The organism is Sporichthyaceae bacterium, from assembly GCA_036493475.1.
Classification (GTDB): Bacteria; Actinomycetota; Actinomycetes; order Sporichthyales; family Sporichthyaceae; genus DASQPJ01.
Genome location: DASXPS010000135.1, coordinates 1 through 19,030, shown reverse-complemented (window position 1 = coordinate 19,030; position 19,030 = coordinate 1). Strand labels below are relative to the sequence as shown.

Here is a 19,030-nt window from a genome sequence, read left to right as displayed (position 1 = left end):
GTGTTGCGGGTGCGTCTGCGATCAGGTGGCGGGGGTGCTGTCGGGCTTCTTCTGCTCGACCGTCTTCTGCTCGTCGTTCTCGTGGATCGACTTCTTGAAGATGTTCATCGACTCGCCGAGCGCCTTGGCCGAGTCGGGCAGGCGCTTCGCGCCGAACAGCATGATGAAGATCAGGGCAAGGATCAGAATGTGCCAGGGCTCAAGTGCGCCGCGGATCATCGTGGTCTCCCTCGGGGCGGTCGGGACGCCGGGATCGGCCGGTTTCTCACCAGAGTAACCGAGATGGGCGGGAATGCGAGTCGGTCGGTATTTCCCCAGGTCACCAGGCATCCGGCGGTAACGCCGCGTCCATGCCGGGATCACGGACCAGGTGGTTCGGACCTCAGCCGCTCGGCGGCGAAGGCGGCGTACCAGCGCAGCGCGTCGGGCTCGTCGACGGCGGCGATGTTGGCGGCCTTCTCCAACGGTTTGCCGGTCAGCAGTTTCTTGATCGGCACCTCGAGTTTCTTGCCGGACAGGGTGTGCGGCACAGCGGGGGCCGCGAGGATCTCGTCGGGGACATGACGGGCCGTCAGACGAGCACGCAGCGTGGTGACGATCTTCTGCTTCAGCTCGTCGTCCACCGTCACCCCGTCGGCGGGAACCACGAACAGGCCCAGCCAGTACCCGTCGCCGGGCAGGTCGATGCCGATGACCAGCGCCTCGGTGATCTCCGGCATGGTCTCCAGCACGTCGTAGAAGTCGCTGCTGCCCAATCGCACGCCGTGGCGGTTCAGCGTCGAGTCCGAGCGACCGTGGATGGAGATGCTGCCGTCGGAGTGCATGGTGGTCCAGTCACCGTGGCGCCATACGCCGGGCCAGGTGTCGAAATACGCCTCGGTGTAGCGGACGTTGTCCGGGTCGTTCCACAGATAGACCGGCATCGAGGGCATGGGCTGGGTGACCACGAGTTCCCCGACGGTGTCGACGACCGGCTTGCCGCCGTCGTCCCAGGCCGCGCAGTCGACGCCCGCAAGCTTCCCGCCGATGCGGCCCGTCTGGACGGGCGCGTACTCGTTGCTGCCGACGAACGCGCCGGAGATGTCGGTGCCGCCGCTGGTGGAGTCGATCCGGATGTCCGGGCTGACATTCTCCATCACCCAGTGGTAGCCGGCCGGGGGCAGCGCCGAGCCGCTGACGAAAATGTGGCGCAGCCGGCTCAGATCCCATTGCTCCTGCGGGGAGACCCCGGGATTGGCGCCGGCCATGATCACCGCGGCCCCGATGACCATGATGTCGGCCTTGGTGCGCGCCGCGACCTCCCAGATCGAGCCGGCCGGGAAGCCGGGGCTGCCCTCGTAGAGCACCATGGTCGCGCCGCGGGACATCGCGAACATCTGCATGTTCCACAGCGCCCAGCCGGTGGAGGTGAAGGTGAAGATCCGCTCGCCGGGGCGCAGACCGCCGTACAGCCCGGCCCACTTGAGGCCCTCCAGCGTGATCCCGCCCTGCGAGTGCGCCAGCCCCTTGGGCAGCCCGGTGGTGCCCGAGGTGAACAGCACCCACAGCGGGTGGGAGAACTCGACCTGCTCGAACGTCAGCGGTTCGTCGCCGGTCATCAGCTCGTCCCAGGACACCGCATTTTTCGGGTGCGGACGGTCGAATGGGTAAGGCACATGGACGAACTGACGCACCGTCGGCAGATTGCCGCGCAGTTGTGCCACCACGTCGCTGCGATCGATGTCCTTGCCGTTCCAGTGGTAGCCGTCCGCCGCGATGAGCACGGTGGGCTCGAGCTGGGCCAGCCGGCCGATGGTGCCCTCGGCACCGAAGTCCGGCGAGCAGCACGCCCACACCGCACCGACCGCGGCCGCGGCCAGCACTCCGACCACCGCGTGTTCGGTGTTCGGCAGGTATGCGGCCACCCGGTCACCGGGCGCCACCCCGGCCCGGCGCAGCCAGCCGGCCAACGCCGCCACCGACCGGCGCAGTTCCCCGCGGCTGATCTCTCGCGCAGGGTGCCCGCCCTCGCGCAGGCACAGCAGGGCGACCTCGTCATCGGCCCCGGCCCGCAGCGACTGCTCCGCCCAGTTCAGCCGGCCGCCGGGGAACCAGCGGGTGTGCGGCATCGGATCGGTGGTGCGCACCCGGGTCCACGGCGCCGAGAAGTGCACGTCGTAGTACTCGACGAGGGAAACCCAAAACCGATCCACGTCCTCGATCGACCACGCGTGAAAGATGTCGTGGTCGTCGAAGGTCCGGCCCTCGCGCTTCTCCAACCAGGTCAGGTACTCCCGCAGCGCGGAGTTCTCGATACGGGCCGGCGAAGGAGTCCAGATCCTGTCGGTCATGCGGGCAACATAGGGCCCGGGAGCAAGAGATTGCTCCCGGGCCGATGGCGCAGTGGTCAGTCCTGGTGGGGTCCCTGCGCGTCTTTTGCGTCCGGCAGCTTGTGCGTCGGGGTCGCAACCTTGTGGGTGTAGTGGCATTGGACGGGGTCGAGCGAGGGATCGAATCCCGGGTCGGCGTTGCATTGCGAAATCGGGTGCGACCCGGATGAGGGGGCGACGGCGGCGTGACCGACGCCGGTTCCCATTGCGGTGAACGTTAATCCGAGACCGATTGCAGTCAGGGCGCGAGCCATTCGGTTCACGGGAATCCTCCACGAGGAATGTGCCGGAGCATGACGTTCGATTCTTATGCGGTGAAACGGTGGACCGGAACATGGCCGAGCAAACAGATGATGATCATTTGCCGGCCGCAATTAGGGCAGGCTTAGCAAACTTCGAATTGGGCAAGCACGAAGGGAGAGGCTCGGGCTACGGAGGCGTGGATGGTCGTCGCGACCGCGGATCGGCCGATGCCGCAGCGAACGCCCGAGGGTCTACGCCGGGACGTCGGGTTGGCCGGCCTGACCTTCGTGTCCGTCGGCTCGGTGATCGGCTCCGGCTGGCTGTTCGGGGCGCAGAAGGCCGCCGCGTTGGCCGGCCCCGCAGTGCTGCTGAGTTGGGTGCTGGCTGCCGGCATCTGCCTCATGCTCGCGCTGACCTACGCCGAACTCGGTGCGGCGTATCCGCTGTCCGGCGGCACCGCGCGCTACACCTACCTCACCTTCGGCCTGCTCGGCGGGTTCTTCGCCGGCTGGGTGTCCTGGTTGCAGGCGGTCGCGCTGGCCCCGGTGGAGACCGTTGCGTCGTTGAACTACCTCAGTGCGAACTGGTGGCCGGGGCTGGTGCACGAGGTCGACGGGGAGGACGTGCTCACCGGCCGCGGCACGGTGGTGGCCGTCGCGTTCGTGTTGCTGTTCACGCTGATCAATCTGGTCGGGGTGCGCCGCCTCGCCGAGGGCAACAACCTGATCGTGCTGTGGAAGATCGCGGTCCCGGTGCTGGCGATCGTGGCGATCATGACCCGGGCCTTCCATACCGCCAATTTCGATCTGCACGGCGTGCAGGGTGGTGGCGGGTTCGCCCCGTTCGGGCTCAAGGGCGTCCTGCTGGCGCTGTCCGGTGGGGTGATGTTCTCCTACCAGGGCTTCGAGCAGGCCGTGCAACTCGGCGGCGAGGCCCGCCGCCCCGGCCGGGACCTGCCCCGCGCGGTCATCACCGCGATCGTCGGCGGATCACTGCTCTACATCGCGCTGCAGGTGTGCTTCATCGCCGCCACCGACCCGCACAAGATCATGTCCACCGGCTGGGCGAGTCTGGGCTCCAATGACTTCGGCCCGTTCTACGACCTGTCCACGGTGCTCGGGCTGACCTGGCTGGCCACCGTGCTGCAACTGGACGCGATCGTCTCTCCCGGAGGCACTGCGCTGATCTACATCGGCACCACCTCGCGGCTGTCGTTCGCGCTGGGCCGCACCGGCGCCCCGGCTACGTTGACGCGGCTCAACCGTCGTCACGTGCCGTGGGTCGGCGTGACGCTGGCCGCGATCGCCGGCTGCTTGATGTTCCTGCCATTCGGTTCCTGGGCGAAGCTGGTCAACTACACGACCTCGGCGACGTTCTTCATGTACGCCCTCGCGCCCGTCGCCGTGCTCACCCTGCGCCGCACCATGCCGGACGTCACCCGCAGCTACCGCCTGCCCTGCGCGCGGCTGTGGACCCCGGCCGCGTTCGCGCTGGCGACGCTGATCGTCTACTGGAGCGGCTTCGTCATCGACTGGCGGGTCGGCGTCGCGATGCTGTTCGGCCTGGTGCTGCTCGGGCTCGGCCGCACTCGGCAACCCGCCGGGTTGCGGGAAGCCCTGCGCCCACGGGCGGTCGCGTGGATCCCGGTGTGGGTGCTGGGCGTCATCGGCCTGGCCGCGATCGGCCCGGACTACGTCCAAGGTCGCGGCGTGCTGCCGTTCTACCTGGACATGGTCGTGGTGGTGGCGTTCAGCCTGGCGATCTTCTACTGGGCGGTGCGCTCGGCGTTGCCGACCGCGGAGGTTCACGCCAACTACGACCGGATGCGCGCCGAGGTGGAGACGGAGGCCACCGCGCTCGCGTCGATGAATACTGATTGACAATCAGATTTGAAGAACGGTTTGGCCGGCGCTGACGGGGAAGCACGCATCCGTGCCGTCAAGATCGTGGTCGAGTTCCGGTAGCAGATTCCGGACGGAGCGCCGCGCGCTCGATCGACTGGTCGGTCACCAGCCCTGGCGTCGTCGGGCATTGTGGGTGGAGCGCGTTGCGGCGCTGATCGTGGTCACCGCATGCCTCGCCGGCCTGGTCGGCGGATACCTCGCGGCGCGTGCGGTGGAGCGTGCCTCCGGTCGAGGGGACCAACGCATCACCGCGGTCACCAGCAGCCGCGCCCGGCTCGACCCGGATGATCAGACACAGGTGGCGAACTGGGTCGCGGAGGCCACCTGGACGGACAACGCCGGCGGCGCCCACCAGGGTCAGGTGTCCGTGCGGGGCGAGGTGCCGGTCGGCACCAAGGTGCCCGCGCGCCTGGCCACCGACGGAGTCGTGCGCAGCAGGCCGGACCCCGCGATCGACGTCGCCTGCCAGGTGGCGGGGGCCTGGCTCGGCATCGCGGTGCTGCTGCTGGCCTTCTGCCTGATCTGCCGTGAGGCGCTGGGCCGGCTGGCGGAACGAATGCGCCGGGAGTCCTGGCGGGTGGCCTGGGACCGGTGGAATCCGGCTGTGCCGAACCGCGAGGAACACTGACTACACCAAGGCGTAGGAATCCGCGGGCCGGAACCGCAGGGCGTCGTCCTCGATCGGATCCTCGCGCAACCGCCGCACGTCGGTCTCGTAGGCCATGTCGATCGTCCACGGACCACGGCTGCCGCTACGCGGGAACTGGGCGACGCCGCGCTGCACGTAACCCGCCTGGAGGTCCAGGAACGGCAGCCGGTCCATGGTCGGGTCGTCGAGTACCGGCTCGACAACGTGGTAACCGTGCCGGTCCATGTGGTCGAGCAGCCGGCAGAAGTGTTCGCTCGCCAGGTCGGCCTTCAGCGTCCAGGACAGATTGGTGTAGCCGAAGACGAAGGCGAAGTTGGGCACGCCGGAGAGCATCGTGGCCTTGTACACCGTGGTGTCCGGCAGATTCACCCGCCGGCCGTCGACGTGCAGCTCGATGCCGCCGAACGGCTGCAACGTCAAGCCGGTCGCGGTGACCACCAGGTCGGCGTCGAGGTGCCGACCGGATTCCAACTCAATCCCGCTGTCGGTGAACCGGGCGATCCGATCGGTGACCACCGACGCACGGCCGGCCGACAGCGCCTTGAACAAATCTCCGTTCGGCACCACGCAGAGTCGTTCCTGCCACGGGTTGTACCGCGGGGTGAAGTGGGTCGCGACGTCGAAGCCCTTCGGCAGCCGCCGACGCACGTCGGCGATGAGCAGGCGCCGCAAGAGCCCGGGGAAGCGACGGCAGGCCTTGAACAGCCCGCGGCCGACGGCGACGTTCTTGCGCCGGATGATCCGGTGCGCGCGGTCGTACCCGAGCACGCGGTTGAGCACGGTGGCGACGGGGTCCTGCGCCGGCAGGGAGATCAGATAGCCGGGGGAGCGCTGCAGCATCGTCACGTGCTCCGCGCTGTCGGCCATCGACGGGATCAGGGTGACCGCCGTCGCGCCACTGCCGATGACCACCACGCGCTTACCCGAGTAGTCGAGGTCCACCGGCCAGTGTTGCGGGTGCACCACCTGGCCACGGAAGTCGGCGATGCCGGGGAACTCCGGGGTGAAGCCCGCGGCGTAGTCGTAGTAACCGGTGCCCAGCAACAGGAACCGTGCGGTGAGTCGCTCCGGCCCGTCGCTGCCCGCGCGCTGCACGGTGACGGTCCAGGTGCCCTCGGCGGAGGAGAACTCCGCGCCGAGCACCCGGTGGCCGAACCGGATGTGCGCCTCAATGCCGCTCTCCGCGACGGTCTCGCGCAGGTAATCGAGGATCTTGCCGCCCGGCGAAATCGCGGAGCGGTCGGTCCACGGCTTGAAACCGAACCCGAACGTGGGCATGTCCGAGTCCGAGCGGATGCCGGGATAGCGGAACAGGCTCCACGTCCCGCCGATCTCCTCGCGACCCTCCAGGACCGCGAAGGAGGTGCCCGGCCGTCGGGTCGTCAGATGATGCGCGGCGCCGATGCCGGAGATGCCTGCACCCACGATCAGCACGTCGAAGTCGGTCATGAGAGAAGGCTAAAAGCTTACTGACACTATGTCAATGACATCACGTCAATAAGATACGCTGCATCCATGCCCACCACCGCCCGCCGCCCGAAGCACGACCCGAAGGTGTCCGAGCAGGAGATCCTCGCGGCGGCCGAACAACTGCTGCGGGAGCGTCCGTTCCGCGACATCACCGTCGAGGACGTGATGAGCCGAACCGGGCTCAAGCGGCCCGCCTTCTACGTGCACTTCCGCGACCGCCACGAACTCGCGCTGCGTGTCGTCGAGCAGATCGGCGCCGAACTGTTCGAGATGACCGACCGCTGGCTGCAGGGCGACGACCCGCAAACCGACTCCCGCGCGGCGTTGCACGGGCTCGCCTCGGTCTACCTGCGGCTGGGCCCGGTGATGCGTGCCCTGGCCGATGCCGCGGGCGCCGACGCGCGAGTGGAACATGCCTACCGGCACCTGGTGCAGCAGTTCATCGATGCCACCGCGGCGCACATCCGCACGGAGCAGGGCCGCGGCCGGATCGGCACCCTGGCGAACGTGGCGGAAACCGCCCGCGCGTTGATCCTGATGAACGAGCGGTATCTGCTCGAATCCTTCGCCTGCACGCCGCAGGCCGACCCGACCGTGGTCGTGGACGTGCTGCACCACATCTGGATCTCGACCCTCTACGGCGCGAACGCCGCGCGCTGAGTCGTTACGATCCGCGCGTGGCAACCGAGACGCTCGCTGTTCCGATCTTCGTGCACGGCTTGTGGCACGGGGCCTGGGCCTGGGACGAGACCCGAGCAGCGCTCGCGGCGCGCGGCGTGCCCAGCCACGCCGTTGAGTTGCCGCTGACGTCGCTGAAGGACGACGTGGCCGCGCTGGATGCGGTGCTCGACACCATCCCCGGCGACGTCGTGCTGATCGGGCACTCCTACGGCGGGGTGGTGATCACCGCAGTGCAGCCGCGGCGCGGACTGCGGCACCTCGTCTATCTGACGGCATATCAGGTGGATGAGGGCGAATCGATGGCGAACGTGTTTCCGGACCTGGAGCTGGGACCGCCGGCACTGGGACCCGCCATCCAGCGGGACAAGGAGCGCGGGATTTCCATGCTGGACCCGGTGATCGCGCGGGACGTGCTCTACAACGGCGTTCCGGACGAGCTCGCCGACGCCGCCATCGCCCGGCTGCGCCCCTCGGCGCTCGCCCTGTTCCGGGAGACTCCCGGCGTCACCAGCTGGCGGACGGTCCCGTCCACCTACGTGGTGTGTGCCGAGGACCGGGCGCTGGTGGCGAAACTGCAGCGGGCCATGGCCGACCGGGCCACCACGACCGTGGAGTGGCCGGTCGGCCACAGCCCGGCCGCGGCGTGCCCGGAACAGATCGCGGATCTGGTCGAGCTGCGGGCCGCAGCAGCGCCCTGACCGCCCGCCGGCATCAGTTGAGCGTGGACAGTGCCTTCGCCAGCGGCTCCAGCACCGTCGGGGTATGCGGCGGCGGCAGGTAGACGATCGCCAGTTGCAGGCCGACCTCGGCCAGCGCGGCGATGTCCTCGACCGCCTTGCCGAAGCCGTCGTCCTCCAGCCGAATGTGGCTGGACAGCAGGATCTCGTTGCGGTCCCGGCCGAGGTCGTCGCAGTGCGCCCAGAGCACATCGCGCTTGTGGGCGAACTCCGCCGGTGTCCCCGCCGCGAAATTCCAGTGCTGCGCGTACTTCGCCACTGTGCGCAGGGTCCGCTTCTCCCCGCTACCGCCGATGCAGATCGGCGGGTGCGGCCGCTGCGGGCCCTTGGGCTCGTTGCGCGCATCCTTGAGTTGGTAGTACGTCCCGTTGAATGTGGTGGTCTCCTGCGTGAGCAGGCCGACCAGCACCTCGCACGCCTCCTCGAACCGGTCACTGCGCTCACGCGGGGGGCCCAGCTCGATGCCGTAAGCGCCGGACTCCTCCTCGTTCCAGCCCGCGCCGATGCCGAGTTCCAGGCGCCCGTTGGCGATGATGTCGATGGTCGACACCATGTTCGCCAGCACCGCGGGGTGCCGGTAGTGAATCCCGCTCACCAGGTTGCCCAGCCGCAGCCGCTTGGTCGCCTGGGCCAGCGCGGTCAGCGTCGACCAGCCCTCCAGGCAGGGCCCGGTCGAGTCGGAGAAGATCGGGTAGAAGTGGTCGAACACCCAGCCGGACTCGAAGATCTCCATCTCGTCGGCGGCCTGCCAAACGGCCAGCAGGTCCGCCCAGGTGGTGTTCTGCGGTGAGGTCTTGAAGGCAAATCGCACGTGCTGTTCCTCTCCTCGTTATCGCGTCAGGGCGACGCTGACGTCCCACAGCCGGGCGGCGGACGCGGGGTCCTTGGCGTAGTCCGCGACACCGGTGGCGGTGCCGGGCTCGTTGCGTTCCGCGATCGCGCAGTCCTCGAAATACTCCCCGCCGATCCCCTCCACCAGCGGGGAGGCCGCCAGTAGCACCTGTGTTGCCGCACCCTGCTCGACCGTTTTGAATACCCATTCCGGCGCGTTCATTGCGGCCCGGGCCTGTTGCAACGCTTCCTCGTTGACGTGGCGCAGCAAATTGGTGCGGATCGCGCCGGGCATGAGGGCGTTGACCCGGATGCCGTCGCGGGCCCAGCGCCGGTCTGCCTCCACCGCGAACAGCACGTTCGCGGTCTTGGACTGGCCGTATGCCCGGAACGGGTCGTACTCGCGGTCAACGAAGTGCAGATCGTCGAAGTCGACGTCGCTGCGCAGGTGACCACGCGAGCTGACCACGACCACCCGGGCGCCGCCGGCCTCGGCCAGCGCGTCGTGCAGGCCGGTGGTCAGCGTGAAATGGCCGAGATGGTTGGTGGCGAACTGCAGCTCCCAACCCTCGTTCGTGCGGGTCAACGGGCTGGCCATCACACCGGCGTTGTCCACCAGGATGTGCAGCGGGCCGGTCCAGTCGGCGACGAACCGGCGGACCGAGGCCTGGTCGACCAGGTCCAGGTGCACGACGCGCACCTTGGCGCCGGTGCTCGCCAGGATGGTCTCGGCGGCACGCTCACCGGCGGCCAGATCGCGCGCCGGGATGGTGACCTCGGCCCCGGCGGCGGCGAGCACCCGTGCGGTCTCCAGCCCGATGCCGGACGCGCCCCCGGTGACCACCGCCTGACGCCCAGTCAGATCGACCCCGGCGATGACTTCTTCGGCCGTCGACCCGTAGCCGAAACCGAACTTACGCTCGGACATGTCGTCCCCCTCAGTGCTATCTTTGCGATAACCGGAGGTTCCTCCGGTTGGTAGAAGACTAAACGGAGGCTCCTCCGTTTGCAAGTCCGAGGGGTGAAGTGTCGGTTAACGAGGCCCGGCCGCTGCGGGCGGACGCCCAGCGCAACCGCGACGCGTTGCTGGCCGCCGCCGTGCAGGCGTTCTCCGCCGAGGGCCCGGACGTGACGCTGGAAGCCATCGCCGCTGCGGCCGGGGTGGGCATCGGCACGCTGTACCGGCACTTCCCGACCCGCGACGCGTTGGTCGAGGCCGCCTACCGCAACGAACTCGAGCGGTTGTGCGACAGCGCGGAGGAATTGCTGGCCACCCTGCCGCCGGAAGAAGCAGTCCGCGAATGGATGGAATGCTTCGTCGACTACGCGGTGACCAAGCGCGGCATGTCCGATGCGTTGCGCGCGTTGATCGCCGCGGGCGGTAACCCGTTCGCGCAATCCCGGGACCGGATGCTGGGTGCGTTGGGCAAGCTGCTGGACGCCGCGATCGCCGCGGGCACCGTGCGGGCCGACGTCGCCCCGGCCGACCTGCTGGCCACCCTCGGCGGGGTGTCGATGGCGGCCGGGGACGCCGCCGGACGCGAGCAGGCGCGCCGCGTGCTGGACCTGGTGATGGACGGATTGCGTTACGGCATAAGGAAACCGGGGCGGGGTACCGTCCGACGATGAGGCTCGCACCATCCGGGGAGCAGTTCGAGATCAGCCGCGGCGAGCAGCGAGCGGTGCTCGTCGAGGTCGGCGGCGGCATCCGCGGCTACGCCTGTGGCGATCGGGATGTGCTGGAGCCCTACGCCGAGCAGGACATGTGCGACGGCGCGCACGGCACGCCGCTGATCCCGTGGCCGAATCGGTTGGCGGACGGCGCCTACACCTTTGACGGGACGTTGTATCAGCTGCCGATCACCGAGGTCGACAAGCACAACGCGATCCACGGCCTGCTGCGCTGGGCGCCCTGGCGTTGCCTGCAGCGAGCGGCGGACCGGGTGCGATTGGGCGCGCGGATCCATCCGATGCCCGGATACCCCTTTCCGCTCGACGTGTCCGTCGACTACCGCCTCGACGCGGACGGCCTGACCGTGACCACGACGGCGACCAATCTCGGTGACCGCGCCTGCCCCTATGCCTGCGGGCAACACCCCTATCTCTCGCCCGGCGCCGGACTGGTGGACGAGGCCACCCTGCACCTGAACGCCGCGAGTTGGATCGACACCGACAACCCGCGGCAACTCCCCACCGGCGTCGCGCCGGTGGCGGGCAGCGATTGGGATTTCCGCACCGCGCAGCGGATCGGCGACCGCACGCTCGACTACCCCTTCACCGACCTCGCCCGGGACGCCCACGGACGCGCGGTCGCGCGGCTGACCGGCACTGATGAGCGCACGGTCGAACTCTGGGTGGACGACAGTTATTCGATTCTGGAGATCTTCACCGGCGACACCCTTGCCCCGCACCGCGCCCGCCGCGGACTCGGCTGCGAACCGATGACGGCCCCGCCGAACGCGCTGGCCACCGGCGAGGGTGTGATCACCCTGCAGCCCGGCGAGACCACCACCCAGGTGTGGGGCGTGCGGCTGGTCGGCGCCGGCTAACCTGGGCACGTGTCTGCACTGAGGATCGGTTCCATCGAGATCCAGCCCGTCCGGGACGGGACGGGATACGAGAAGGGGACCGAGGTGCTGACCCGGCCCGGCGTGCCCGACGCCTGGGCCTGCCACGGTGATCAGCTGGATGCCGACGGCATGCTGCACCTTCCGCTGGGCGGCTTTCTGGTCCGCACCGGCGAGCGCATCGTGCTGGTGGACGCCGGCGTGGGCACGATCAACAACGGGCAGTACTGCGGCGGTGGGTTCCTCGACTCACTGCGCGACCTCGGCGTCGCCCCCGAGGACGTCACCGACGTTGTCTTCACCCACCTGCACTTCGACCACGTGGGCTGGGCGACCAGCAAGGGCGAGGTGGTGTTCCCGAACGCCACCTACCGGGTGCACGCCGCCGACTGGGCGCACTTCATCTCCGCGCCCGACGCGCTACCCGGCGCCGTCCGCAAACTCTCCCCGATCGAATTGCGCCTGGAAACCTTCGACACCGATGTGGTCATCGCGCCGGGACTCAGCGCCCGGCACACCCCCGGCCACACACCCGGCTCCACCATCTACATCGTGGCCGCCGGCGAGCAGCGCGCCATGCTGCTCGGCGACGTGGTGCACTCGGTGGTCGAGTTCGCCGAGCGGGACTGGGAAGCCGTCTTCGACGTCGACCCGGTCGCCGCCCGGGCAATGCGCAATGCCATCGCCGAGGAGGTCGTCGACACCGCCGATCTGGTCATCGGCGCCCACTTCCCCGAGCTGCGCTTCGGCCGGGTGATCACCACCGCGGGCAACCGGAGTTTCCGCGCCGTCTGAAGGAGCCCCGTGGATTTACAACTCGCCGGTACCACCGTCCTGGTCACCGGGGCCGGGCAGGGACTGGGCCGCGCCCTCGGTCTGGGCTTCGCGGCCGAGGGCGCCAACGTGGCCTTCCACTACCACTCCTCGGCGGACGGCGCGGAGAAGGCAGCCGCCGAGGCCGCGGAACTCGGGGTGCGGGCCCTCGCCGTGGGCGGGGACCTGCGCGACGCGACGGCGGCCGCCGACATCGTCGAGCGCACCGAAGCCACGCTCGGCCCCATCGGGGTGCTGGTCAACAACTCCGCGGTCACCAAGCGGCAGCGCTTCCTGGAGTCCGGCCCGCAGGACTGGGCCCCGCAGGTCGACGTGATCGTCACCGGCACCCTGCAGATCACCCACGCCGTGGCTGCCCGGATGGCCGAACGCAAGACCGGCGCGATCGTCAACCTGATGGGCGACTCCGGTCGGGTCGGCGAGTCCGGGTTGTTGGTCACCGCGACCGCTCGCTCCTCGACCATCGGGCTGACCAAGTCATTGGCCAAGGAGCTGGCCCGGTTCGGCATCCGTGCCAACGCGGTCTCGCTGGCGCTGGTACGCACCGATCACTTCGACGCGCACGCGGGGACCGCGACGGACGCCGTCGACGAGACCATGCAGAAGATCCTGGCCCAGTACCCACTGCGTCGGGTGGGCCGCCCGGCGGACATCGTCCCGATGGTGCTGCTGCTCGCCTCACCGCTGTCGTCCTGGACCACCGGACAAGTGATGTCCATCAACGGCGGATACGCAATGCCATGACGGACACTCTCGGCACCAGTGTTCGTCGGAAAGAGGACCGTCGCCTGGTCACCGGCCGCGGTCGGTTCGTCGGCGACCTGACCTTGCCCCGGATGCGCCACGTTGCCTTCCTGCGCAGCGCACACGCCCACGCCCGGTTGCGCAACGTCGATGCAAGCGCCGCCCGCGCGGCCGGCTTCCGGGTGTTCACCGGCGCCGATTTCGCCGCGGTCAGCATGCGGGCCGTGTCCGGGCTGCCGTCCTATGTGGAAACCGACCAGCCCGTGCTGGCCCACGACAAGGTGTGCTTCGCCGGCGAGCCGATCGCCGTGGTCGTCGCCGCCGACCGCTACCTCGCCGAGGACGGCCTGGAGCTGATCGACGTCGACTACGACCCGCTGCCGGTCACCGTCTGCGCCTGGAACCCGCCGGCCGCGCCGGTGCACCCGCAGGCGCCGGACAACGTGCTGCTGGAACGCACCTTCACCGCCGGCTCCGTGGAGAACGCGCTGACCGACAGCCACCTGGTATTCAAGCGGGAACTGATCACCAACCGGCACTCCGCCCAGCCGTTGGAATGCCGGGCCGGGGTCGCGTTGTGGGACGACGCCATCGACCGGCTGACCTACTGGAACGCCACCCAGGTGCCGCACGTGATGCGCAACATGCTCGCCGAACTCCTCGGCCTGAGGGAAGGTCAGGTCCGGGTGATCGCGCCCGACGTGGGCGGCGGGTTCGGGGTGAAGTCGGTGATCTACCCCGAGGACGTCACGCTGTGCCTGATGGCGCGCGCCCTGCCGGGCATCCCGCTCAAGTGGGTGGAGGACCGCTCCGAGCATCTGCTCGCCGCCGCGCACGCCCGCGACCACCGGTATTTGCTTCAGGCGGCCTTCGCCGCCGACGGCACCCTGCTGGCGCTGGACGCCGACGTGACCTGCAACGTCGGCGCGTACTCCGTCTATCCGTGGACGGCGGGCCTCGAGCCGCTGATGGCCGGCGGCCTGCTCACCGGGCCGTACAAGCTGGCCAACTACCGCTGCACGGTGCGCGGCGTGGCCACCAACACCGCGCCGGCCGGCCCGTACCGCGGCGTCTCCCGGCCGGCCACCGTGTTCGCGATGGAAGCGGTGTTCGACGAGGCCGCCGCGCGACTCGACATTGACCCGGCGGAGCTGCGCCGGCGCAATGCCATTGCGCCCGACGACATCCCGTACACGATGCCGTCCCGGCTGGTCGACGACTCCGGCCATTACCTGGAATGCCTGCAGATGGCGCTGGACGCCGTCGGGTACGAGGAACTGCGCGCCGAGCAGCGGCGCCGTCGGGCCGCGGGCGAACCGCCGATGGGCATCGGCATGGCGCTGTACAACGAGCTCACCGGACTCGGCCGGGCGGCCAGCGCCGGGCCGCGGATGCCGTTCCGCACCGGCCACGACGCCTGCACCGTGCGGATGAACCCGGACGGCCGGGCCACCGTGATCTCCGGGGTCAGCTCGCAGGGCCAGGGGCTGGAGACAACCGTGGCGCAGATCGTGGCCGACGCGTTGGGCATCGGCTACGACGACGTCGAGGTTCGGCTCGGCGACACCGACGAGGCGCTGTGGGGCTTCGGTGCGTTCTCCTCGCGGCAGTCCGTGATCGGCGGCGGGGCCGCGCATCTGGCCGCCGGCGTGGTGCGGGACAAGGTCCTCGCGCTCGCCGCGGAGCTTATCGAGGCCAACGTCGAGGACCTGCGCATCGAAGCCGGTCAGGTCTACGTCGCCGGTGAGCCGAAGCCGAGCATCTCGCTGGCCGAGGTGGCGCGGGTGGCCTACCTGGAATCCAACCGCCTACCCGAGGGCTTCGAGCCGGGACTGGAATCGACCCGGTTCTACGACCCCATCCGCGGCGCGTTCGCGGCCGGCGCCCAAGTGGCCGCGGTCGAGGTGGACACCGCCACCGGCGCGCTGAGCATCCTCAACTACGTCTGCGTCGAAGATGCCGGGCGGGTGCTGCACCCGCGCATCGTGGAGGGTCAGATCTGCGGTGCCATCGCGCAAGGGCTCGGTGGTGCGCTGTACGAACATCTCGTCTACGACGACGCCGGCAACCTGGCCGGCGGCACCCTGCTCGACTACCTGATGCCGACCAGCGCCGAGGTCCCCGACCTCGTCATCGATCACATCGCCCGGCCCGCGGCCAATCCACTCGGCGTCCGCGGGGTCGGTGAGGGTGGCACCCTCGGGCCGTACGCCGTGCTCGCCGGGGCGGTGCGCGACGCGCTCGGCGTGCCGATTAGCTCCCTGCCGGTGAGCCCGGCCACCGTGTGGCAGGACCTGCAGTCGTGAAGCCCGCCGCCTTCGACTACGTCCGCGCGGGAAGCGTCGAGGAGACCGTCAGCGTGTTGGCCGAGGCCGCCGGGGACGCCAAGATCCTGGCGGGTGGGCAGAGCCTGGTGCCGATGATGGCGCTGCGACTGGCCCGGCCCACGGTGTTGGTCGACATCAATCGCATCCCCGACCTGGACGCGGTAAGACGCACCGACGGCGCCGTCGAGGTCGGCGCGTTGGTGCGGCACCGCGACCTCACCGACCAAACCGAACACCCGCTGCTGGCCGAGGCCGCCCGGTGGATCGGACACACCGCGATCCGCACCCGCGGCACGGTCGCGGGCAGCATCGCGCACGCCGACCCCGCCGCCGAACTCCCGGTGGTCGCCCTCGCCACCGGGGCGACCGCCACGGTGATCGGCCCGCGGGGCACCCGCATTGTCGCGGCCGACGACTTGTTCGTCGGCCCGCTGATGACCACCCTGGCCGACGAGGACCTGGTCACCGCGGTCCGCTTCCCGCTGCCGTCGCGCTGGGGATTCGCCGAATTCGCCCGTCGGCATGGGGATTTCGCGTTGGTCACCGCCGTCACCGCGGAGCTCGACGACGCTGTCCGGATCGTGCTCGGCGGCATCGGGCCGGTACCGCGGCGGGCCACCGCGGCGGAAGCCGTGCTCGCGGCCGGCGGCACCGCCGGGGACGCAGCCGACGCCGCCGCGCAGGAGATCGACCCGACCGGCGACCTGCACGGCAGCGCAGCCTTCCGCCGGGCAATCGCCGCGGAGATGGTGCGCCGGGCACTGGCCGGGGCCGGGATCGGGCAGGGGCGAGCGTGAACGTCACCTTCACCGTCAACGACGAATCGGTCCGCATCGACGTCGAGCCGCGCCGCACCTTGGCGGACGCGCTGCGGGACAACTGCGATCTGACGGGTACTCACCTCGGCTGCGAGCACGGCGTGTGCGGGGCCTGCACGGTGCTGGTCGACGGCGAACCCGTCCGCGCCTGCCTGATGTTCGCCGTGCAGGCCGAGGGTTGTGCCATTACTACCGTGGAGGGGCTGCAGCACGACGGGGCCCTACACCCGTTGCAGGAGGCCTTCGTCGACCACCACGGCCTGCAATGCGGCTTCTGCACGCCGGGGATGCTGCTCACCGCCGTGCACCTGCTGGAACACAACCCGTCGCCGGATCGGCGGACGATTCGCGAGGCCATGTCCGGCAACATCTGCCGCTGCACCGGCTACCAATCCATCGTCGACGCAGTCGAAGCAGCGGCGCAGCGCTACCCCCCGGGGCCATGATCAAACAAACATTTGTCACTATTGTTCAAGATCATTTGAGAGTAACGTGATGCCGCCGGGGGCTTGCACGCGAAAGGGGCTCCACAATGGGTTGGCATCACCATGGCTGGTATCGCAGGCGTTCGCGGCGTCGCTGGGATTGGGATTCCGGCTGGGGCGGCCGGGACTACTGGTGGCGTGATCGTTGGGACGACGACGATTGCGATGACTGGGACGACGACTGGGACTGGTAAGTCGCAGTTGCCTTAAATGGGCGGTGGCGGTGAGGTGTCACCGCCGCCGCCCATAACTGCGCGCAGCTACCCGACCAGTCGCCTGCGCAGGCCGTCGACGTTGACCAGCGCCAGGTCCAGCACGCAGTTCTGCTGACCGAACTCGTTGAACTCGTGCCCGCCGGTGTCGTCGTTGAACCAACCGTCGGCGTTGCTCAGGTAGCGGAATCGATAACGCCACCCCGGCTGCAGGGTCACCGTTGCGGTGTGTGTGCCGTCGCTGTTGTGCATCGGCGTGGCCGCTGGATCCCAGTCGTTGAAATCACCGACCAGGTGAACGTCATCGTCGACGCGTTTCGGATCGACGACGGTAAACGTGACGAGAACACGTCGTCCGTCGGCATGGATGTCGCAAGAGATCATCGTGGCCCCCCTCTTTGCGGCTACGTTCCTGGCACGCTACGCCGATGCCGGGTGAACAGACAACGTGATAAACATGACGACCCGTCAGTCCGACCGTCCGGTCGGACGCCTAGGCTTGCTCGGTATGGAGCTGCACGAGGCCTTGACCACCACCCCGTCCACCCGCGAATTCACCGAACAGCCCGTTGACAACGAGACGGTCCTGCGCATCCTCGAGGTTGCCCGGTTCGCCCCGAACGGCGGGAATCGCCAGGGTTGGCACGTGCTGGTGATACGGGACCCGGACACCCGCGAGGCGCTGGTCGCCGCCTGCGATCCCATCGTCCGCCGCTATGCCGCGCAGGGCGCCGCCGGCGAGGCCCCGCTCAACACCATCCACCCGACGCGGTTGGACGCCGCCACGATCGCGGCGACCCCCATACCCGCGGGCACGGTGGCCCACTACCGCAGCGCACCGGTCCTGCTCATGTTGTGTTTGGACCTGTCAGTGGTCGCGTCCACCGACGCCGACTTACCTCGAGTCGGCGTGATCAGCGGCGCCTCGATCTATCCGTTCGCGTGGAGCATCCTGCTCGCCGCCAGGGCCGAGGGATTGGGCGGCGTGTTGACCACCATGCCGATCGGCAATGAACCCGCACTGCAAGCCATCCTGGGCATCCCGCCGCACGTGGCGATCGCCGCGATTCTCCCGCTGGGCCATCCCGCCCGCGCGGTCAGCAAACTGCGCCGCGGACCCGTCGCCGATTTCGCCCGGCTGGAGCGCTGGGACGGACCGAGATTGGGCGCGGACTGAACCTCAGCGTCGGCCCTCGGCCAGCGCGGTGGTATCCGGCGCCGTCGTGGCCGGGGTGGACGACTTGGACTTCGTCGGATTGGCCGCACCCGCTGCGCTGCTCGGCGCGCCCGCCGCGACCGTGCGCCAGTCGGTGGGCAGCGCCGCCATGTCGGCCAGCGCGATACTCAGCTGCCCCATCGCGTTCGGGTGGAACGCGGCCGGGTCGGCGAAGCCCTGCACGTAGGACTGCGTGTCGCACAACTGGTGGCCGGTGAAGTCCACCGCCGCGCCGGCGAACCCGGCACTGGTGGCGCCCTGGGCCAGCGTGGTGTTCAGCCGACGCAGCAAGCCGGAAAGAAAATGCTGCTCGGAGGGGCTCAGCCGGGACTTGCCGCTGGCATCCAACGCGGGGCAGTCCGTGTTCGGGCCGAATGGGTCGTAGTACTGGTTGACCACCACGGCCACCCGATGGTCCAGGCCGCCCAGAATTTCCTGCAGGTTCTGCAGCAGGCGGTAGTACTGCGGGGCGAACTGGTCCAGGCCGCGGTCGAAGGTGGCCTGGGTGCCCTGGTTGTCGCAGGACGGCAGCGCCACGCAGATCTTCACCAGGTTCGACCAGCCCACGTCGTCGGCGCCGACCCCGACGACCACCAGCTTCACCTTGGTCATCGCCTCCAGCGCGGACATCTGTGGGGCGATGGTGCGGCCGTAGCGCAACTGGGCACCCATGATGCCGTTACTGATGGTGGCGCCGCTGCACGCGAGGTTGCTCACCTTCAGCCCGGTGACCTGCAGCGCCGCGGCGGCCGCCTGTGGGCTGCGCGAGCAGAGCTGTTCCGGGGACCCGGTCGGGCCGCTGGAGGGCAGGCCCTCACCGGACACCGTGGAGTCGCCCAGCATGGCGACCTCGGTGGAGGAGTCCGACGTGGTCGCCGCGGGTGGTCGGTTGTCGGTGGTGAGGTCGAACAGATTGGCGGCCAGGTTGGGGTCCGAAAGATTG

At 69.3% G+C, this 19,030-nt stretch carries 19 protein-coding genes; 12 read left to right on the top strand and 7 right to left on the bottom strand.

Annotated features, from left to right (window positions below; translation table 11 throughout):
* Positions 1–21: 21 nt before the first annotated feature.
* Together VGJ14_14210 and VGJ14_14205 are read right to left on the bottom strand one after the other, a co-directional pair.
* Positions 22–219 carry a Sec-independent protein translocase subunit TatA gene (locus VGJ14_14210; GenBank protein ID HEY2833578.1) on the bottom strand — a complete coding sequence of 66 codons (198 nt, stop codon included), beginning with the start codon at positions 217–219 and terminating at the stop codon, positions 22–24.
* Between the two features lie 140 nt (positions 220–359).
* On the bottom strand, positions 360–2,330 hold the full coding sequence (locus tag VGJ14_14205; GenBank protein HEY2833577.1) for an acetoacetate--CoA ligase: 1,971 nt from the start codon (positions 2,328–2,330) through the stop codon (positions 360–362).
* Positions 2,331–2,812: 482 nt separating this feature from the next.
* On the opposite strand from VGJ14_14205, the gene VGJ14_14200 reads away from it, so the two are divergent.
* Entirely contained in the window at positions 2,813–4,492 is a 1,680-nt protein-coding gene (locus VGJ14_14200) for an APC family permease (GenBank protein HEY2833576.1), read from the top strand.
* A gap of 157 nt (positions 4,493–4,649) precedes the next feature.
* The gene (locus tag VGJ14_14195) at positions 4,650–5,144 is read left to right on the top strand and encodes a hypothetical protein (protein ID HEY2833575.1); all 495 of its coding nucleotides are present in this window, start codon (positions 4,650–4,652) and stop codon (positions 5,142–5,144) included.
* On the opposite strand, the gene VGJ14_14190 is transcribed toward VGJ14_14195, so the two are convergent.
* Positions 5,145–6,614, bottom strand: a complete 1,470-nt coding sequence (locus tag VGJ14_14190; GenBank protein HEY2833574.1) for an NAD(P)/FAD-dependent oxidoreductase — start codon at positions 6,612–6,614, stop codon at positions 5,145–5,147.
* Positions 6,615–6,680: 66 nt separating this feature from the next.
* Between VGJ14_14190 and VGJ14_14185 the strand changes: the two genes are divergently transcribed.
* Positions 6,681–7,295: a TetR/AcrR family transcriptional regulator gene (locus VGJ14_14185; GenBank protein ID HEY2833573.1), complete on the top strand. Its 615-nt coding sequence runs from the start codon at positions 6,681–6,683 to the stop codon at positions 7,293–7,295.
* Between the two features lie 17 nt (positions 7,296–7,312).
* Entirely contained in the window at positions 7,313–8,014 is a 702-nt protein-coding gene (locus VGJ14_14180) for an alpha/beta hydrolase (GenBank protein HEY2833572.1), read from the top strand.
* 13 nt (positions 8,015–8,027) lie between these two features.
* Here VGJ14_14180 and VGJ14_14175 read toward each other — a convergent pair whose 3' ends face one another.
* Together VGJ14_14175 and VGJ14_14170 are read right to left on the bottom strand one after the other, a co-directional pair.
* Complete coding sequence (locus VGJ14_14175) at positions 8,028–8,864, bottom strand: LLM class F420-dependent oxidoreductase (protein HEY2833571.1); 837 nt, start codon at positions 8,862–8,864, stop codon at positions 8,028–8,030.
* Positions 8,865–8,882: 18 nt separating this feature from the next.
* A complete protein-coding gene (locus VGJ14_14170; GenBank protein HEY2833570.1) occupies positions 8,883–9,812 on the bottom strand; it encodes an SDR family NAD(P)-dependent oxidoreductase in 930 nt (309 codons plus the stop codon).
* A 98-nt stretch (positions 9,813–9,910) separates the two neighbouring features.
* Between VGJ14_14170 and VGJ14_14165 the strand changes: the two genes are divergently transcribed.
* From VGJ14_14165 to VGJ14_14135, 7 genes are read left to right on the top strand one after another with little or no spacing between them, the layout of a single operon-like run.
* Complete coding sequence (locus VGJ14_14165; GenBank protein HEY2833569.1) at positions 9,911–10,513, top strand: TetR/AcrR family transcriptional regulator; 603 nt, start codon at positions 9,911–9,913, stop codon at positions 10,511–10,513.
* Positions 10,510–11,433, top strand: coding sequence for an aldose 1-epimerase family protein (locus VGJ14_14160; GenBank protein HEY2833568.1), 924 nt, complete (start codon positions 10,510–10,512; stop codon positions 11,431–11,433). The genes VGJ14_14165 and VGJ14_14160 overlap by 4 nt, the downstream gene beginning before the upstream one ends.
* A 9-nt stretch (positions 11,434–11,442) precedes the next feature.
* Positions 11,443–12,246: an MBL fold metallo-hydrolase gene (locus VGJ14_14155; GenBank protein ID HEY2833567.1), complete on the top strand. Its 804-nt coding sequence runs from the start codon at positions 11,443–11,445 to the stop codon at positions 12,244–12,246.
* A gap of 9 nt (positions 12,247–12,255) precedes the next feature.
* Positions 12,256–13,029: an SDR family oxidoreductase gene (locus VGJ14_14150; GenBank protein ID HEY2833566.1), complete on the top strand. Its 774-nt coding sequence runs from the start codon at positions 12,256–12,258 to the stop codon at positions 13,027–13,029.
* Positions 13,026–15,335: a xanthine dehydrogenase family protein molybdopterin-binding subunit gene (locus VGJ14_14145; protein HEY2833565.1), complete on the top strand. Its 2,310-nt coding sequence runs from the start codon at positions 13,026–13,028 to the stop codon at positions 15,333–15,335. Before VGJ14_14150 ends, VGJ14_14145 begins: the two co-directional genes overlap by 4 nt.
* Complete coding sequence (locus VGJ14_14140; protein ID HEY2833564.1) at positions 15,332–16,153, top strand: FAD binding domain-containing protein; 822 nt, start codon at positions 15,332–15,334, stop codon at positions 16,151–16,153. The genes VGJ14_14145 and VGJ14_14140 overlap by 4 nt, the downstream gene beginning before the upstream one ends.
* A complete protein-coding gene (locus tag VGJ14_14135) occupies positions 16,150–16,620 on the top strand; it encodes a (2Fe-2S)-binding protein (protein HEY2833563.1) in 471 nt (156 codons plus the stop codon). Before VGJ14_14140 ends, VGJ14_14135 begins: the two co-directional genes overlap by 4 nt.
* Positions 16,621–16,919: 299 nt before the next feature.
* Here the strand turns inward: VGJ14_14135 and VGJ14_14130 are convergent, their stop codons facing one another.
* The gene (locus VGJ14_14130) at positions 16,920–17,255 is read right to left on the bottom strand and encodes an isoamylase early set domain-containing protein (protein ID HEY2833562.1); all 336 of its coding nucleotides are present in this window, start codon (positions 17,253–17,255) and stop codon (positions 16,920–16,922) included.
* Between the two features lie 124 nt (positions 17,256–17,379).
* Between VGJ14_14130 and VGJ14_14125 the strand changes: the two genes are divergently transcribed.
* Positions 17,380–18,048 (top strand): nitroreductase family protein, encoded by a 669-nt coding sequence (locus VGJ14_14125; GenBank protein ID HEY2833561.1) that lies wholly within the window; start codon positions 17,380–17,382, stop codon positions 18,046–18,048.
* A gap of 3 nt (positions 18,049–18,051) precedes the next feature.
* Here the strand turns inward: VGJ14_14125 and VGJ14_14120 are convergent.
* A partial coding sequence (locus VGJ14_14120; protein ID HEY2833560.1) for a GDSL-type esterase/lipase family protein occupies positions 18,052–19,030 on the bottom strand: 979 nt, incomplete at its 5' end.

Bases quoted from the DNA above. Each gene is read 5' to 3' on its own strand.
- VGJ14_14210 (HEY2833578.1), bottom strand. From the start codon at position 219: ATGATCCGCGGCGCACTTGAGCCCTGGCACATTCTGATCCTTGCCCTG.
- VGJ14_14205 (HEY2833577.1), bottom strand. From the start codon at position 2,330: ATGACCGACAGGATCTGGACTCCTTCGCCGGCCCGTATCGAGAACTCC.
- VGJ14_14200 (HEY2833576.1), top strand. From the start codon at position 2,813: ATGGTCGTCGCGACCGCGGATCGGCCGATGCCGCAGCGAACGCCCGAG.
- VGJ14_14190 (HEY2833574.1), bottom strand. From the start codon at position 6,614: ATGACCGACTTCGACGTGCTGATCGTGGGTGCAGGCATCTCCGGCATC.
- VGJ14_14185 (HEY2833573.1), top strand. From the start codon at position 6,681: ATGCCCACCACCGCCCGCCGCCCGAAGCACGACCCGAAGGTGTCCGAG.
- VGJ14_14170 (HEY2833570.1), bottom strand. From the start codon at position 9,812: ATGTCCGAGCGTAAGTTCGGTTTCGGCTACGGGTCGACGGCCGAAGAA.
- VGJ14_14160 (HEY2833568.1), top strand. From the start codon at position 10,510: ATGAGGCTCGCACCATCCGGGGAGCAGTTCGAGATCAGCCGCGGCGAG.
- VGJ14_14145 (HEY2833565.1), top strand. From the start codon at position 13,026: ATGACGGACACTCTCGGCACCAGTGTTCGTCGGAAAGAGGACCGTCGC.
- VGJ14_14130 (HEY2833562.1), bottom strand. From the start codon at position 17,255: ATGATCTCTTGCGACATCCATGCCGACGGACGACGTGTTCTCGTCACG.
- VGJ14_14125 (HEY2833561.1), top strand. From the start codon at position 17,380: ATGGAGCTGCACGAGGCCTTGACCACCACCCCGTCCACCCGCGAATTC.